Source organism: Bradyrhizobium sp. AZCC 1719, assembly GCF_036924525.1.
In the GTDB taxonomy this organism is placed as follows: domain Bacteria; phylum Pseudomonadota; class Alphaproteobacteria; order Rhizobiales; family Xanthobacteraceae; genus Bradyrhizobium.
In genome coordinates this window covers 5,815,773-5,830,282 of record NZ_JAZHRU010000001.1, presented here as the reverse complement: position 1 = coordinate 5,830,282, position 14,510 = coordinate 5,815,773, and the positions used below count along the sequence as shown (strand labels likewise).

The window sequence follows — 14,510 nt, the reverse complement described above, 5'->3', positions numbered from 1 at the left end:
CGCTCCTCTTGAGACCGTGCTGGCGTCCGATAGTGTGGACGCCAGCAGCTCCGCTAGATGCGAAGAGAGATCACTTCTTGGTCAGGTAGATCTTGTTCTTCCAGTAGTACTCGCCGGCGAAATTGTACGGCGGGAACCAGGAGAGCTTGAACGGCACGATCTGTTCGGCATAGGCCTTCTGGCTGTCGATCACCTTCTTGTAGAAGGGGTTCTTTGCCGCGTGCTCGGTCTGGATCTTCTCCCACTCGTCGAGGAAGTTCCTCAGGATCTCGTCGGGCGTACGATGCATCTGAACGCCCGCCTTGATCAGGTCCTGGCAAGCATGCGCCGTCTCGCGATTAAACGCGAAGTTACGTTGCGTCGTGGCATAGACGCTCGCCACCTTGATGATCTCCTGCAGATCAGGTGTGAGCTTCTTCCAGACGTCACCGTTGATCATCAACTGGCCACCGGTGACGGGCTCGTGCATGCCCGGCGTGTAGTAGTGCTTGGCCACCTGATGCAGGCCGAGCTTCTTGTCTTCCTCGCAGTTGATCCATTCAGCGCCCTCGATCACGCCACGCTCCATCGCGGGCACGATTTCGCCGCCGGGAATCGTGACGACCGATACGCCGAGCCTGCCGTAGGTCTCCGCGCCGATGCCGTAAATCCGGTACTTCAGGCCCTTGAGATCGCTGAGGCTGTTGATCTCCTTCTTGAACCAGCCCATTCCCTGCGGGTAATCGGTCGGGATCGGGAAGCCGACGACGTTGAGCTTGAGGACGTCGCGATAAAATTCGTCGAGCAGCTTCATGCCGCCGCCGTCATAGTACCAGGCCCAGTAGTCCGAGCCGTCCATGCCGTACAGCGGACCATGCGACATCGGTATCGTCGCGGTGTTGCGGCCGAGGATGTAGCCGAACGGCCCCATGCCGACATCGAGAACGTTCTTGGAAGTGGCGTCGAATACCTCGAACGGGGGCACGATCGCTCCCGCCGGCAGCGTCTCGATCTTGAGGCGTCCGGCCGTCATCTTTTCGACGGTCTCGGCCCAAAGCTTGAAGATGAGATGGAAGTTCGAGGATGCGGGGTGGGTCGATTGACCCTTCAGCACTAACGGCTTTTCGGTGGTTTGGGCCTGAACCGGCCCGGTCAAAGCAGTGACGAACCCAAGAGTCACCGCTGCAAGCATAGTTGAAGCGCGCCTCAACATGTCGTGGTCCTCCCGATGATGACGTTTGTTTTTCTTTTTCTTTTCAGGTTGGAACCGCGCCCGCGCGCTGTCAAGCGATCTCTGGCCACGGGTTGGCTTACGGCGGGATTGATTGGACGAAAGGATGACGCCTACGCGCCGCGTCGCCACGGCGTGACGGTCACCTCATGCGCTGCATCAAGCGTCTGCGGCTCACCGGCGCGCAGTCCGTGCGCGGCGAGGATTTCCTGCGGCGAACGGGCGGGGACTCCGGGGAAGCAGGGTTCGCCGCCAGGTAGCCGGACATGCGGCGCTTGCGAGAGCCAGAACACGTCGTAGCGGTCCATGAACATGCCGAACACGCTGGGGCCGCCGATCACGGCGACGGTGCCGGTATCCACGCCTGCATGACGGCAGGCGGCTTCGAACGAAGCGCCCGCAGGATTCCACAGCGTAGCTTTCGGATTGGACGGGTCGGGAGCAATCGCTTCGACCTTTCGCGTCAGGATGACCCGCTTGCGCCGCGGCGAATTCGGCTGATCCTCATAGGAATTGCGGCCGTGCAGGATCAGGTCGGCGCGGTCGAGGGCGGCGGTGAAAAACGCCTTGTCGCCCTCGAACTTCAATTCGTCCGGCATGACGTTGCGGGCATCCGCCAGCATGCCATCCGCGGAGACGATGACGTAGCCTTCGATGCGTAGCGCCGGCACGGGCCTGCGTCGCGCCGCTACTATTCCGAGATCGTCTGGACGACGCTGGAAACCGGGCGCGAGCTCACGGTCGGCAGCTTCAGATCCTTGACGATGTCCTCGTCATACTGGGCGATGGTCTGCACCGGCGTCTTGGCGCGCATCGCCACCACCTTGTAGCCGCCGGCCTTCAGCTTCTTCAGAAGCTCGGGCAGGGCTTCGGCGGTGTGCTTCTGGAAGTCGTGCATCAGGATGATGCCTTTGCCGTTCTTCTCGACCTTGCGCATCACGGTGTCGATGATCGTCTGCGCCTTGCTCGCCTTGAAGTCGAAGGAATCGAGGTCGCAGGAGAAAATCCCGATGTTGCGGTCGCCGAGATAGGTCACCATCTCCGGCGGGTGCTGCAGCGCGGGGAAGCGGAAGAACGGCGCCGGCGCCTTGCCGCCGAGTGCCCATTTCACGGCGCTGAAGCCTTTTTCGATTTCGTCCTTGCGCTGCTGCTCGTTCAGCTTCTTGTTGACGAGCGCGGCATGCGACCAGGTGTGCGATCCGATCGAATGGCCGGCCGCCATCACCTGCCTGAGGATCTCGGGATAGTAGGTGGCGTGCTTGCCGATCGGGAAGAAGATGCCGGTGGTGCATTCCTCCGCGAGCGTCTTCAGGACCGCAGGCGTATTCACCGGCCACGGGCCGTCGTCAAAGGTCAGCACCACCTCCTTGTCGCGAAGGAAGTCGAGCTCCTTGAAATGCTCGAAGCCGAAGCCGGGACCGCCGGTCGTGTCGATCTCGACGGTGCGGCCGATGCCGAGCGCGTTCGGATTGTTGCAGGGCGGACGGGTCGAGACGGGCGCTGGCGGCGGAGCGGGAACTGGTGCCGCTGCTGCCTGAGGCGCGGTCACGCCCTTGGCTGGTGGAACCTGCGACCACGCCGCGCTTGATGCCAACAGCGAAACCGCGCCGGCAAAGATCACCCCCGCCCCAATACGCATCTTGCTTTCCCCAAGTTCGAATCCCGCACCCGGTCGGTGGCGTCGCCATCGTCCGGTCTGCCTCCATTCCCCCGACGCACAGTAGCCTAGTTGGAGCAGGCGCGCCATTGCAACCGTTGCCATCACACGCAACGGGTTTTGTCCCCGAGGCGGTTAATTCAGGAAGCAGCCAATGCCCGCGCGACCGCGGTTTTGACCCGTGTATCTACGGGTTCGATGGATTCCGGGAAGACGTCGGCGATATAGCCGTCGCGGCCGATCAGGTATTTGTGGAAGTTCCAGCGTGGAACTTCCTTCGGTCGCGCCTCTGCCGCCCATTTGTAGAACGGATGCGCGTTCGGTCCCCTAACGACTGCTTTCGCGGCGATCGGGAAGGTGACGTGGTGGTTCTGCGCCGTCGCGGTGATTTCGGTCGCGCCGCCCGGCTCCTGGCCGCCGAAATCATTGGAGGGAACGCCGACGATCATCAGGCCGCGGCCACCGAACTCGGTCCACAATTCCTGCAGGCCGCCATATTGCGGGGTGAAGCCGCAGAGCGAAGCGGTGTTGACGATCAGGATCGGCCGGCCGGCAAATTCGGAGAGCCTGATGTCGCCGCCGGCCAGTCCCGGAAACGAAAACGCGTAAGCCGTGATTCGACTCATGGCGGCCTGCGCCAGGGATTGCCTGCTCGAGGCCATGCCTGCGATCGCGGCCATCACCGCTGATATCACGCTCCTGCGGTCCATCATGAAAAGCCTCGGGCTGCGGTTTAGCGACCGAAGCATAGCGCAATGCGCGGGCCCTCGCGCCTCAACAAGCCGTTATGGCTGGACCATGCGCAGCGGGACGATGAAGTCGGTGCCTTCGCCGGTTTCGCCGCCCGTGTTGATGCCGTGATCGGACACCACGATCGAACTGCCGGTGGTCAGCATCTCGGCGATCCGCGCAATCGCCTCGGGAGCGACGGCGATGCGGTCCAGCGCCTCGGCCGGACTGTTCGCCGCTGGCAGCAGTTTTACCTCGGCAAGCGCTGCGCCGGGCATCCTGCCGCGCCGCGCAGCAGGCTCGGTGTTATCGATCCGCGCAGCGTTGCGCGCCATGACCGGCAGCGAGACCACCGACCAGCGCAACAGGTTGGGATCGTTCTTGTCAGCCGCGACGGTGAACACATGGGTGCCAAGCGGCCGGTCGCTCGGCGCAATCGTCACCGGCAAATCGAACTGCGGCTTGAAGCTCTCGCGGACGTACAGCTTGGAATCCTTGCGGCTGACGAACACCGCGATCAGGCCGGGACGCCTGGGCGGTTCGGCCCTGGGACCCTTGTCCGCGCCGGGCAGACGCGCGGTATCCTTCTTGACCTCAGGCGCAACAACCGACGCAGCCGGTGTATCAACGATCGCCTTCGTGGTCTCATCGGCTGCCGAGATAGCTGGCTCTGATTTCGGCGCGTCCGCCTTTGCCTCCGCGCTCGATGTATCACTGACAGGCGTTGCGTCGGACATGGTCACGACGGCGCTCGTCGGCCGAGTGCTGCCGGCATCCGCCGTGTGGGTCTGTTCGCGCAGCGGCGCCGCGTGGCCGACGGTCGATCGGAGCTCGAGGCTTGGCTCCGCATCGCCTGCGTCCGCGCCCTTGTCGCCCTTTACCGCGGGCGCATCGGTCGTGGGATCGTCGGCGATGAGCGGTTGCGGGGCCACTTTCTGCGTCACCAGCAACGGGTGCGAGAAACTGGCAGGCGTGATCTGGCCAGGCGTGATGATGACGCGCGCGCCCATCCGGGTCCAGTTCCACATCTTCATGGCAAAGGCCGTTGGCATGCGAATGCAGCCATGCGACGCCGGATAGCCCGGCAGCACGCCGGCATGCAGGGCAATCCCCGACCAGGTGATGCGCTGCATGTAAGGCATCGGCGCGCCGCTATAGATATTGGAGCGGTGCATCTTGTGTTTCTGGATGATGCTGAATACGCCCATCGGGGTCGGATGCCCCTTCACGCCCGTCGACACCGGGCTTTCGGCGAACAATCCATTGGCGTCGTAGACGCGGACCTTCTGCTGATCGATCGAGACCGCGATGATCAGCGGCCCCTGCGGTTTGGCGTTGGTTTCCTTGATGGCCGCCTCGGTCTTGGCTGACGGCCGCCGTACCTTCGGTTTTCGCGGCTGCACCATCGGCATCGGCCGATAATAGCCGGGGTCGGAATCCTGCCAGTAAAACATCGTGGCGGCATCCGCCTGGGAAACGGCGGCAACGGAGCCGGCCGCGGTCAACATCGCAATCTGCCAAAATCGCTGCATCGAAATAGTCGCGCCCGCAGTACTCGCGCTGAAAAACCGATGCCCGCTCACGCGCATGATCCTAAATCCAGATACTCGAATCTACCGTCTTGCCAATCCGTTTGTTGTCGCAGAGGCGAAAAGCGTTCACCAGCGTAGGCCTTATAATTTCAGCGCTTTTCGCCCCGATCGTAGCAAAAAAGCCTCACATTCCGTTAAACGCTGTCCCGCTCAATCTGACGCCATCCATAAGGCGGTACTGAGGCCTCCAAGTCCGCTAGCGGCCTTCCTGTCCGGCTTTCCGGCACTACATAGGCGGCGAGCCCTTCCTCGGAGATATCAATGACATCCAAGGCCATCGTTAAGCGTGACAAGAAGTGGGAAATTCTGGCCTTGGTGATGTTGGCGCTGACATTGTGGCAGGCGGCACCGGCGTCGGCCGCGGACGAGCCCGATCTGATCTTCCGCCGCTCGACGGTCTTCAAATGGCTTAGCCCCAACGACAAGCTCGCGACCTACGCAGTCGATGACCCCGAGGTCGAGGGGGTGGCCTGTCACTTCACGGTGCCGGAAAAGGGCGGCTTCAAGGGCTGGCTCGGCCTTGCCGAGGAAGTCTCGGATATCTCGCTGGCGTGCCGTCAGATCGGCCCGGTCAAGTTCAAGCACAAGATGGACCAGGGCGACGACATGTTCCGCCAGCGCCGCTCGCTGTTCTTCAAGAAGATGCAGATCGTTCGCGGCTGCGACGCCAAACGCAATGTGCTGGTCTACATGGTCTATTCGGACAAACTGATCGAAGGTTCACCCAAAAACTCCACCTCCTCAGTGCCGATCATGCCTTGGGGCGCCACTGAAGCAGCCGTTCAGAAATGCGGTGAATTCTTCCAGTAAGTCCGATACCGGTCGGGATCCGAGATCGTATCCCGGATGAGGGCATCAAGCTTACCGCTTGAGCGGATTGGAATATTGGCGGGCCTCCTGGCCCGGCGCGACCTTGCGGTCGCGGCAGCCGACCAGATGCACGAATTTCTGCGGCGCAGAGACATTGCCGCGAAATTCGCCGCCTTGTTGCGACATCGCACCACAAAGGCTCACCGGATGCTCTGAGGCTTTTCCGTGGCGCTCTGTCTTCAGGGAAGGATCGATCCGCTGTTCGGAGCCGCTACTTCCAGACAAATTTTCACCCACCGGCTGGCCGGGTTTGCGGGTCGGGGTTGCACTGTTGCCATTGCCCACGACTGCTGTCCTTTGTTGAGGAAGGGTCACAACGCACAGGCACGCGGAAGGTTGCGTGGCATTCGCTGAGTCGGCCGGACCGAAGCTTCGGTTCATCCGATCTGTCAGCGAGCGAGGCGGTTCTCGTCCATTGGACGAGGGCCAAAGTGGCCGCAATGGCGAGCTTGCGGAGTTCAGCCTGAGCATCTCAAGTACCAGCGTCCCGGCTGAATTCATTGGATTTTTCCCGCTATTGTTTCGTCCGACAGGGCCGACGAAACAATTCTCCTGCGCGACGAAACCATTTTTCGTTTTGGGCGCAGATGTCTGGAAACAGCCGATAGTTATCAGGTGGCCAACGAGACGGCAGGCACCGCCGGCCACTGATAACCGGAGACAGTCAGATGCGGACCATCAGCTTCATCCTCGCCTTGGCCGTCATTCTGGTTGGTCCCTCGATGGCTGGTTCTTCGGATCAGGGCCTGCCGGGGGTCGGCACCTTCGCCTATAATGGATCGCCGGTTGCGGCCCCGGCGCCGCTACCGATGGTCGTGGCCGCAAACTGAGCGTAGCGGATCCTTTGCAAAGAGATCGCCGATAAAGGCTCGGTATGTTCGTACGCATCTGTTCTGCTGTAATCTTTGTGTCTCTTCTTCTCAGCGGCGCGGCGCAGGCTCAAGTCCAGTTTCAGCCGCCGCAGACCTCGTTCCGTTCCCTGTTCAAAGTGCCCGATCCGCGCGGCGAGTTCGTGCGGCTCTGCGCGCCCCATATGGTCGGACGCTGGGCGCATCCCGAGAGCGTTTGCGGCTGCCTGCACGACTACGCCGCCGCGACTGTGGAAGATGCCGACCTGCGCGAAGCGCTGCTGCGCGGCATCAGCGAGACCGGCGTGCCGACGATCGAGACCGCATGGGTGCCGGCATCAAAGCAATCCCTGATCGGCCCGACCTTCACCAAGATCGCCAAGCCGACGCTGCAATGCATGTTCGAACCGGCGACGAACCAGTAAGCGCGGCTCCTCAAAATATTCTCCGCAGCGCCCCTTAATCCTACCGCGCGAACGCGATGCGCTGTGGCGCGGGGTCGTCGACCGATACGGAAGCTGGTAGGTTGGGCTCCGTATCGAGACCGATTGCGCAAAGGAGCCGTCATGAAATCTCTTTTTGTCGGCCTGATCGGCCTATTGTCGCTGGCCATATCTCCGGCGGTCGCCGCCGACGCTGCGACACAGGAAGCCAACAAGAAGGCCGTGCTCGAATTCTACGATGCGGCTCTCAACCGGAAGGACTTTGATGCCGCGGCGAAGTTTTTCGGGCCGCATTATATTCAGCACAATCCGACGGCGCCGGATGGCATCGAGGGCTTCAAGGCCTTCCTCGGTTTCCTACGCGAGAAATTTCCGGACTCCCGCAGCGAGATCAAGCGCGCTTTTGCCGATGGCGACTACGTGATCGTCCACGTCCACAGCGTGCGCGAGAAAGGCACGCGCGGCCGCGCCATCGTCGACATTTTCAGGCTGGAGAACGGCAAGATCGTCGAGCACTGGGATGTCGTGCAGGAAATTCCCGAGAAGGCCGCCAACACCAACGGCATGTTCTAGAGCGTTTTCCAGCGAAGTGGACACCGGTTCGCGTCAAGAAAACGCGTCAAAACAAAAACCTAGAGCCCGGTTCTGATTCAATCAGAACCGAAAAGGCCCTAGGCCGGCGCGATCGCCGCTAGCGCTTTTTGGTCCCCAGCCGCGGAATGCACTTGCGCGTGCGGAGTACGCCTGACGTCGTCATTTGCGAGCCCTGGACTTCCTTGATTTGTCCCGTCGGACACGATCCGTCGTCGACGAGGACGCGCTGGCCGAGCCGCAGGTCGATAATGTCCTGCTCGCGCGAGACCGTCTGAGCGAGGGCCGTCGTTGCATAGCCGAGCACGCCTGCGATCAATGCACCGATGACGAGGTACGAGACGTTGCGATTGCCGGGCATCGGGTATTTCGGCTCGTGAAGTTGATTTGAGCATCGAGCTTAGTGACGCGGCCGCGATTCTGATAGGGTGCCGGCCGGCGTTAGTGGTCACGTCACGGCCTTCAGCCGTTTGACCTTGCCAGTTCCAGCCTTGTTCGGCTTGCCGTTTGCCTGCAAGGCGGCCAGCGATGATTTCGCGAGTCGCTCGGCCGACGCGATCAGTTGTGGCAGCTTGTGGCCGGCAAAGCCGAGGACGAAGCCTGGAAGCGGGCGTGCGCGGAAATAAGTCTCCGCCAGTAGCCAACCTGCGACGCCGGCCTCGGCCTTGGCCTGCGCGGCGATACGGGGATCGGCCGATGGATCGAACCGCGCGACCAGATGCAGGCCCTGCGAGGGCACCGGCACCGAGAGCTTTCCCTGCGATGCCGCCGAGAGGGTCGAAGCCAGCACGTCGCGCGCTTCGCGATAGATCCCGCGCACCCGGCGCAGGTTGGCCGCGAACGCGCCGGAATTCAGCATGTCTGCGACCGCACCTTCGAGCAGCGTGCCGGGAAAGCGGTCGAGCGCGGCGCGGGCTGTCGTCACCGGCCCGACGAGCCGCTCGGGTAGCGCGCAGTAGCCGATGCGCAACCCGGGGAACAACGTCTTTGCAAACGTGCCCATGTAGATGACGCGCGAGAGATGATCGATGCCGGCGAGCGACAGCAGCGGCGCGCCGTCGTATCGGAATTCGCTGTCGTAGTCGTCCTCGATGACGAAAGCATCCGCATCCCTGGCCCAGTCGAGCAATTCGAGCCGCCGCGGCATCGACATCTGCACGCCGAGGGGAAATTGGTGCGACGGTGTCACATAGGCCGCGCCAGCCGAAGGAGCGAGGGCCCGGCCCCTGGTCACGATCAGGCCTGAAGCGTCGACCGGCACAGAGATGGGGCGCAGGCCGCAATGCTCGATCGCCCTTCGTGCGGCGGGATAGCCGGGGTCTTCGCACCAGATCTGATCGCCGGGCTCGAGGATCGCGCCCAGCACGATCCGTAAGCTATGCTGCGTTCCCGACGTCAGCATGATCTGGTCGGGATCGCAGCGCAGCCCACGCGCCGACAGCAAATGATCGGCGATCGCGGCGCGGAGTTCGCGGCTGCCCCTGGGGTCGCCGTACTGCAGGTGTTCGGTGCCGAAGGCGCGCATGCGCCGGCCGGCAAACGCCCGGAAGCGCTGCAGCGCCCGTTCGTCGATGTGCGTGCAGCCGAGCGCGAGCGGGCCTTGCTGCGGCGGCTCGATCGCGATCTTCGTCCTGCGAGCGTCATGGACGCGGGCGGGAATGCGCGCGGCGACGAAAGTGCCGGAACCGACGGTGGCTACCGCAAATCCGTCCGCGATCAGCCGCTCATAGGCCGAGGTGACGGCGTTACGGCGGAAACCGGTCTGCTTGGCCAGCGTGCGTGATGGCGGCAGCGGCTCGCCGGGCTTTGCAATTCCGCCCGTGATGGCGTGGCACAGCGCCTGATAGAGCCGGTGCGGGGCCGAGGCGCCCGGCGTCACGTGAGGGCCGGAGAGATCGAGCGCGAGCTCGGCCTTGCGTCGCGCCGGCGGGGAATTGGTCGGAATTTTTCGCATGCAATTGGCACTATCGCAGACCAAATTCGCCGATACAACTCTCAACGATTGCACCCGATCCCATGAGGAGCTGCCGTGACCGAAGCCGTGACCGCCGATGTGTATCCGCTATCGCCGCGCAATCAGGTGAAGCGCCGTCATGATCGCGGCTTCTACGACCACGCCACGGTGCACGGCCTGCTCGACGCCTCGATGCTGTGCCACGTCTCCTATGTGATCGACGGCCAGCCCTATTGCACGCCGACGTTCTTCTGGCGGGAGGGAAGCAGGCTGTACTGGCATGGCAGCAGCGCCAGCCGCATGCTGCGAAACCAGTCCGAGGGCGAGAGGGTCTGCCTCACGGTTGCGCATCTCGACAGCCTGGTGCTGGCCCGCTGCGGCTTCAACCATTCGGCGGATTACCGCGCCGTGATGGCATTCGGCACCGCCTATCTCGTCACCGATCCGGTGGAGAAGGAGCGCGCGCTCGTCGCCATGGTCGACCGGTTCTTTCCCGATCGGACTGCGACGTTAAGGCAAAGCACGGCGCAGGAGATCAGGGCGACGTCGGTCGTCGCAATGGAAATCGAGCAGGCGTCCGCCAAGATCAGGTCGAAGGGGGTCGCCGACGACGATGAGGACTACGAACTGCCTGTTTATGCCGAGCGTATTCCGGTGCGCACGGTGCTGGGCCGGCCGGAACCCTGTCCGCGGCTTCTCGACGGCGTCGAGCGACCGGCCTCGCTGAGCGGCTATTCTGAAGGCCGCCTGCTCGAAGATGCATTGCGGGATGCGCATTTTGCGCATTACGCCGGCGGCTGAGATCGGGGTAGGGTGCGCACTCCCGCCTTCCTGGAATTCCTTTACTGGAGCTGCCGCATGACGACCGATACGCAACAAAGAATCCTCGACGCCGTCGACGCCGGCTTTGATGCGCAACTGGCGACGACGAAGGATTTCGTTGCGATTCCCTCGACCCGCGGCGCCGAAGGACCGTGCCAGGACATGATCGGCGATCTCCTGCGCCAACGTGGCTACGAGGTCGACGATTGGCGTATCGACGTCGAGGATTTGAAGGATCTGCGCGGCTTCGGCCCGATCGAGCATGATTTTTCCAAGGCGCGCACGGTGGTCGGCACCTATAGGCCCTCCAACAACGCCGGCAAATCGCTGATCCTGCAGGGCCATTGCGACGTGGTGCCGGCAGGACCCCTCGACATGTGGGAGACGCCGCCGTTCTCGCCTGCCATCAAGGACGGCAAGATGTACGGCCGCGGCGCTTGCGACATGAAATCCGGCACCATCAGCGCGCTGTATGCGTTGGATGCGATCAAGGCCGCAGGGCTGAAGCCGACGGCGCGCATCCATTTTCAATCCGTGATCGAGGAGGAGTCGACCGGCGTCGGCGCGCTCTCGACCTTGCAGCGCGGTTATCGCGCGGACGCCTGCTTCATCCCGGAGCCGACGGGCGAGGCCATGGTGCGCTCACAGGTCGGCGTGATCTGGTTTCGCCTGAAGGTGCGCGGCTTCCCGGTGCACGTGTTCGAGGCCGGCGCCGGCGCCAACGCGATCATGGCGGCGTATCATCTGATCCACGCGCTGCAGAAGCTTGAGGCCGACTGGAACGAGCGCGCCAAGGCGGACCGCCACTTCAAGGCGGTCGCGCATCCGCTCAACTTCAACCCCGGCATCATCAAGGGCGGCGACTGGGCCTCCAGCGTGCCGGCCTGGTGCGACGTCGATTGTCGCATCGCGGTTCTGCCGGGCTGGTCGATCGCCGAATGCCAGAAGGAGATTTTGGCCTGCGTGTCGGCGGCGGCGCGGGATCATCGTTTCCTCTCCAACAACCCGCCGCAGGTCGAGTGGTCGGGCTTTTTGTCGGAGGGTTATGAACTGACGAACTCGGCCGAGCCGGAAGCCGCCTTCGCAAAAGCGTTCGACGCCGTCTATGGCGGCGTGGTGCCGGACCGCGCGTTCACCGCGCTGACCGATACGCGGTTCTATGGGTTGAATTACAACATCCCGAGCCTCTGCTTCGGCGCGAAGGGCGCCGCGATGCACGGCTTCAACGAATATGTCGAGCTGGACTCGCTGCGGAAGTCGACGAAAGCGACGGCGCTGTTCATTGCGGAATGGTGTGGGGTGGAGAAGGTGTGATCTCCTCAACGCGAGCTGCCGTAGGGTGGGCAAAGCGAAGCGTGCCCACCATCACTTTTCCCGGCGCTAGAATGGTGGGCACGGCGCTATGCGCCTTTGCCCACCCTACAAATTCGGCCAATCCCACAACGCCTTCACGATTGCATCGAGCCCATCCGTCAGCGCCGCCGGTCCCGGCTGCAGGATGATCGTCGACTTGATCTCGACAATGCGGTTGTTGCGCACGGCAGGAATCTCGCCCCAGCCCGGACGTTGCCGGATACGCTCAGGCACGACCTTCTTGCCGCACCAGGACGCGAGGATCACGTCGGGCGCGGCGTTACGCACCGTATCAGGCGAAATGATCCGGTCCTTGGCCGCCTGCTGAAACCGCAGCTTCGGCAGCGCGTCCTCGCCGCCGGCGATCTCGATGAGTTCGGAAACCCAGCCGATGCCGGAGATCAGCGGATCGTCCCACTCCTCGAAATAGACTTTGGACTTCGGTGCGGGCCGGGGCGTCGCGGCGACCCGCGCGAGACGCTCTTCAAAGCCGCGCGCGAGTTGATCCGCGCGCTCCGCCGCACCGACGATGGCGCCCAGCGTGCGGATCATCGCGAGGATGCCCGCAATGTCGCGCTGGTTGAAGACATGGACGGCGACGCCCGCGCGCACGAGGTCGGCAACGATGTTTGCCTGCAGATCGGAAAAGGCGAGCACGAGGTCGGGCTCAAGCGCCAGAATCTTTGGAATGTCCGCCGATATGAAGGCCGAGACCCGCGGCTTCTCGCGACGGACGCCCGGCGGCCGCACCGCATAGCCGGAGACGCCGACGATGCGGTCCTGCTCGCCGAGCAGGTACAGCGTCTCCACGGTCTCCTCGGTCAGACAGACGATCCGGCGGGGCGGGAACTGGCGCATGCCGACGGTATGCCGAATTTCGCGCGCCATGTCACGGCAGCCATTACCTCGGAGGTCATTGCCTGATTTACCGGCGGCCTCCATTCTGTCCAGGAAATTACTTCAAAGAAAAGCCGGAGGACGAATGACGCCGCTCGAAAAGATCCAGTCGATGAAGATGCCGTTTGCGGAACTGAAGGGGGTAACCTTCACGGAAGCCGGAATGGATCGTGTGGTCGCCAGGATGCTGGTGCGGCCGGACCTCTGCACGCTGCGGAATACGATTCACGGCGGCGCGATCATGGCCCTTGCGGATTCAGTCGGCGCTGCCGCGACCTTCATCAATCTGCCTGAGGATGCCAAGGGCACCACCACGATCGAGAGCAAGACCAATTTTATCGGCGGCGCCAAGGAAGGCTCGACCGTGATCGCCACCGCAACGCCGGTGCATCGGGGGCGCCGCACCCAGGTCTGGCAGACCCGGCTGGAGACCGAGGACGGCAGGCTGATTGCGGTCGTCACGCAAACCCAGATGGTGCTGTAGCGTCAGGCCGTCTCCACCGTTTGCACGGCGTTCAGCATTCCGGTTTGCGGATGACAATCCACATATTCGAAAAGCTGTTCGTCGGCGCGGGCGACAGTGACCTCGTGGTACAGCCGCAGTTTTGCGGCCGGTCCAAGGGTCGACAGGTACTTCATGGCAGCGCCGAAAATCCTGACATGGGTCGGATGCGATTCAGCCCAGCGTTCCAGCGCCGACAGGCTCTTCCACCAGCTCATGCCGTAGGACTTTTCGGTTGTCGCGCCATCGGGGCCGACAACCGTCATGTAACGGTTGGCGTAGCAGCCGATCGAACGTCCCTGGTCACGGAGGAAATCCATGCCTTCGCGCAGCACCGGCTCGACATCGCCGAGGTACATCTTGCGCTCGGCGGCTTCGGTATCGCCCCAATCCTGGCCCGACCGGATCAGGCAGACATTGTCATGCGGGATGATCCGGATACGCGCGCCGTCGCGAATGGCTCGCGCGGAACCTGAGGGCGCCATCTCGCTGGTTTGGGACAACGGGATACGATCGCGCATGCCGCCCCAATAGGCGTGCTCCAACACCTCGCCGCTCATGCCGTCGGCGAGAACGGCGACGCCTTCGGGCCTTCCGAGCGAAGAGAACAGCGTCTCATAGCCCTCGACGGACGGGTAAAGCGCCTCGATGAAGGTACCGAACCCGTTATTGGTCCGCTGCTCGCCGGTCCAGCGCTCGCGCGCGGGTGGAAACCAGCGATCGAATTTCTGCCGCTCGTCCCAATAGGCCACGGTTACAAGATTGGTGAAACCGGCCTCGTCGATATAGCTCGCGCGGTCCCAATGGGACGGGCCATCGGTGCTTGCGAAATCCGCAGCGAGCCGGGCCAACGCCTGCTCCGTGACTACCGGGAGCGCGCCGCGGGATTGGATGCCGAAATAGGCCATCACCACCCGCGTCACGCTTGGCTTGTGCCGCGCCACGAAGGACGGGTAGGGCGGCGCATAATCGTCGCCGACGCGGCGGTGGCGCGTTCGCGCGGTTTGCAGATGCGCAGGGATTGCGGATTCCATGGGCCTGC

At 63.1% G+C, this 14,510-nt stretch carries 17 protein-coding genes; 7 read left to right on the top strand and 10 right to left on the bottom strand.

Annotated features, from left to right (window positions below; translation table 11 throughout):
* Nucleotides 1-70: 70 nt before the first annotated feature.
* The 5 genes from V1292_RS27590 to V1292_RS27570 form a co-directional block, all read right to left on the bottom strand.
* Nucleotides 71-1,093 (bottom strand): TRAP transporter substrate-binding protein, encoded by a 1,023-nt coding sequence (locus V1292_RS27590; RefSeq protein ID WP_334375751.1) that lies wholly within the window; start codon nucleotides 1,091-1,093, stop codon nucleotides 71-73.
* Between the two features lie 230 nt (nucleotides 1,094-1,323).
* Entirely contained in the window at nucleotides 1,324-1,833 is a 510-nt protein-coding gene (locus V1292_RS27585) for a dihydrofolate reductase (protein WP_334377184.1), read from the bottom strand.
* Nucleotides 1,834-1,901: 68 nt separating this feature from the next.
* Nucleotides 1,902-2,849, bottom strand: a complete 948-nt coding sequence (locus V1292_RS27580) for a polysaccharide deacetylase family protein (protein WP_334375750.1) — start codon at nucleotides 2,847-2,849, stop codon at nucleotides 1,902-1,904.
* A gap of 158 nt (nucleotides 2,850-3,007) precedes the next feature.
* A complete protein-coding gene (locus tag V1292_RS27575) occupies nucleotides 3,008-3,580 on the bottom strand; it encodes a glutathione peroxidase (RefSeq protein ID WP_334375749.1) in 573 nt (190 codons plus the stop codon).
* Nucleotides 3,581-3,652: 72 nt separating this feature from the next.
* Nucleotides 3,653-5,128, bottom strand: coding sequence for a L,D-transpeptidase (locus V1292_RS27570; protein ID WP_334375748.1), 1,476 nt, complete (start codon nucleotides 5,126-5,128; stop codon nucleotides 3,653-3,655).
* A gap of 321 nt (nucleotides 5,129-5,449) precedes the next feature.
* Between V1292_RS27570 and V1292_RS27565 the strand changes: the two genes are divergently transcribed.
* Complete coding sequence (locus V1292_RS27565) at nucleotides 5,450-5,998, top strand: CreA family protein (RefSeq protein ID WP_334375747.1); 549 nt, start codon at nucleotides 5,450-5,452, stop codon at nucleotides 5,996-5,998.
* A gap of 51 nt (nucleotides 5,999-6,049) precedes the next feature.
* Here the strand turns inward: V1292_RS27565 and V1292_RS27560 are convergent, their stop codons facing one another.
* Complete coding sequence (locus V1292_RS27560) at nucleotides 6,050-6,343, bottom strand: hypothetical protein (protein WP_334375746.1); 294 nt, start codon at nucleotides 6,341-6,343, stop codon at nucleotides 6,050-6,052.
* 383 nt (nucleotides 6,344-6,726) lie between these two features.
* On the opposite strand from V1292_RS27560, the gene V1292_RS27555 reads away from it, so the two are divergent.
* From V1292_RS27555 to V1292_RS27545, 3 genes are all read left to right on the top strand, one after another.
* Nucleotides 6,727-6,888, top strand: coding sequence for a hypothetical protein (locus V1292_RS27555; RefSeq protein WP_334375745.1), 162 nt, complete (start codon nucleotides 6,727-6,729; stop codon nucleotides 6,886-6,888).
* 44 nt (nucleotides 6,889-6,932) lie between these two features.
* Nucleotides 6,933-7,331, top strand: a complete 399-nt coding sequence (locus V1292_RS27550) for a hypothetical protein (protein ID WP_334375744.1) — start codon at nucleotides 6,933-6,935, stop codon at nucleotides 7,329-7,331.
* Nucleotides 7,332-7,472: 141 nt separating this feature from the next.
* A complete protein-coding gene (locus V1292_RS27545; RefSeq protein WP_082637720.1) occupies nucleotides 7,473-7,922 on the top strand; it encodes a nuclear transport factor 2 family protein in 450 nt (149 codons plus the stop codon).
* Between the two features lie 118 nt (nucleotides 7,923-8,040).
* Here V1292_RS27545 and V1292_RS27540 read toward each other — a convergent pair whose 3' ends face one another.
* Nucleotides 8,041-8,301 carry a DUF6719 family protein gene (locus tag V1292_RS27540; protein ID WP_334375743.1) on the bottom strand — a complete coding sequence of 87 codons (261 nt, stop codon included), beginning with the start codon at nucleotides 8,299-8,301 and terminating at the stop codon, nucleotides 8,041-8,043.
* An 87-nt stretch (nucleotides 8,302-8,388) separates the two neighbouring features.
* Nucleotides 8,389-9,894 carry a MocR-like pyridoxine biosynthesis transcription factor PdxR gene (pdxR, locus tag V1292_RS27535; protein ID WP_334375742.1) on the bottom strand — a complete coding sequence of 502 codons (1,506 nt, stop codon included), beginning with the start codon at nucleotides 9,892-9,894 and terminating at the stop codon, nucleotides 8,389-8,391.
* 75 nt (nucleotides 9,895-9,969) lie between these two features.
* Here pdxR and V1292_RS27530 point away from each other — a divergent pair, with 75 nt between their 5' ends.
* On the top strand, nucleotides 9,970-10,695 hold the full coding sequence (locus tag V1292_RS27530) for a pyridoxamine 5'-phosphate oxidase family protein (RefSeq protein WP_334375741.1): 726 nt from the start codon (nucleotides 9,970-9,972) through the stop codon (nucleotides 10,693-10,695).
* A 57-nt stretch (nucleotides 10,696-10,752) separates the two neighbouring features.
* Nucleotides 10,753-12,030 (top strand): ArgE/DapE family deacylase, encoded by a 1,278-nt coding sequence (locus V1292_RS27525; protein WP_334375740.1) that lies wholly within the window; start codon nucleotides 10,753-10,755, stop codon nucleotides 12,028-12,030.
* A gap of 105 nt (nucleotides 12,031-12,135) precedes the next feature.
* Here V1292_RS27525 and V1292_RS27520 read toward each other — a convergent pair whose 3' ends face one another.
* Nucleotides 12,136-12,927 (bottom strand): cobalamin-binding protein, encoded by a 792-nt coding sequence (locus tag V1292_RS27520; protein WP_334377183.1) that lies wholly within the window; start codon nucleotides 12,925-12,927, stop codon nucleotides 12,136-12,138.
* A gap of 124 nt (nucleotides 12,928-13,051) precedes the next feature.
* Here V1292_RS27520 and V1292_RS27515 point away from each other — a divergent pair, with 124 nt between their 5' ends.
* Nucleotides 13,052-13,450, top strand: a complete 399-nt coding sequence (locus tag V1292_RS27515; protein WP_334375739.1) for a PaaI family thioesterase — start codon at nucleotides 13,052-13,054, stop codon at nucleotides 13,448-13,450.
* A 2-nt stretch (nucleotides 13,451-13,452) separates the two neighbouring features.
* Here V1292_RS27515 and V1292_RS27510 read toward each other — a convergent pair whose 3' ends face one another.
* On the bottom strand, nucleotides 13,453-14,502 hold the full coding sequence (locus V1292_RS27510) for a phenylacetaldoxime dehydratase family protein (RefSeq protein WP_334375738.1): 1,050 nt from the start codon (nucleotides 14,500-14,502) through the stop codon (nucleotides 13,453-13,455).
* Nucleotides 14,503-14,510: the final 8 nt, after the last annotated feature.

Bases quoted from the DNA above. Each gene is read 5' to 3' on its own strand.
- V1292_RS27585 (WP_334377184.1), bottom strand. From the start codon at position 1,833: ATGCTGGCGGATGCCCGCAACGTCATGCCGGACGAATTGAAGTTCGAG.
- V1292_RS27580 (WP_334375750.1), bottom strand. From the start codon at position 2,849: ATGCGTATTGGGGCGGGGGTGATCTTTGCCGGCGCGGTTTCGCTGTTG.
- V1292_RS27575 (WP_334375749.1), bottom strand. From the start codon at position 3,580: ATGATGGACCGCAGGAGCGTGATATCAGCGGTGATGGCCGCGATCGCA.
- V1292_RS27570 (WP_334375748.1), bottom strand. From the start codon at position 5,128: ATGCAGCGATTTTGGCAGATTGCGATGTTGACCGCGGCCGGCTCCGTT.
- V1292_RS27565 (WP_334375747.1), top strand. From the start codon at position 5,450: ATGACATCCAAGGCCATCGTTAAGCGTGACAAGAAGTGGGAAATTCTG.
- V1292_RS27555 (WP_334375745.1), top strand. From the start codon at position 6,727: ATGCGGACCATCAGCTTCATCCTCGCCTTGGCCGTCATTCTGGTTGGT.
- V1292_RS27550 (WP_334375744.1), top strand. From the start codon at position 6,933: ATGTTCGTACGCATCTGTTCTGCTGTAATCTTTGTGTCTCTTCTTCTC.
- V1292_RS27545 (WP_082637720.1), top strand. From the start codon at position 7,473: ATGAAATCTCTTTTTGTCGGCCTGATCGGCCTATTGTCGCTGGCCATA.
- V1292_RS27540 (WP_334375743.1), bottom strand. From the start codon at position 8,301: ATGCCCGGCAATCGCAACGTCTCGTACCTCGTCATCGGTGCATTGATC.
- pdxR (WP_334375742.1), bottom strand. From the start codon at position 9,894: ATGCGAAAAATTCCGACCAATTCCCCGCCGGCGCGACGCAAGGCCGAG.
- V1292_RS27525 (WP_334375740.1), top strand. From the start codon at position 10,753: ATGACGACCGATACGCAACAAAGAATCCTCGACGCCGTCGACGCCGGC.
- V1292_RS27520 (WP_334377183.1), bottom strand. From the start codon at position 12,927: ATGCGCCAGTTCCCGCCCCGCCGGATCGTCTGTCTGACCGAGGAGACC.
- V1292_RS27515 (WP_334375739.1), top strand. From the start codon at position 13,052: ATGACGCCGCTCGAAAAGATCCAGTCGATGAAGATGCCGTTTGCGGAA.
- V1292_RS27510 (WP_334375738.1), bottom strand. From the start codon at position 14,502: ATGGAATCCGCAATCCCTGCGCATCTGCAAACCGCGCGAACGCGCCAC.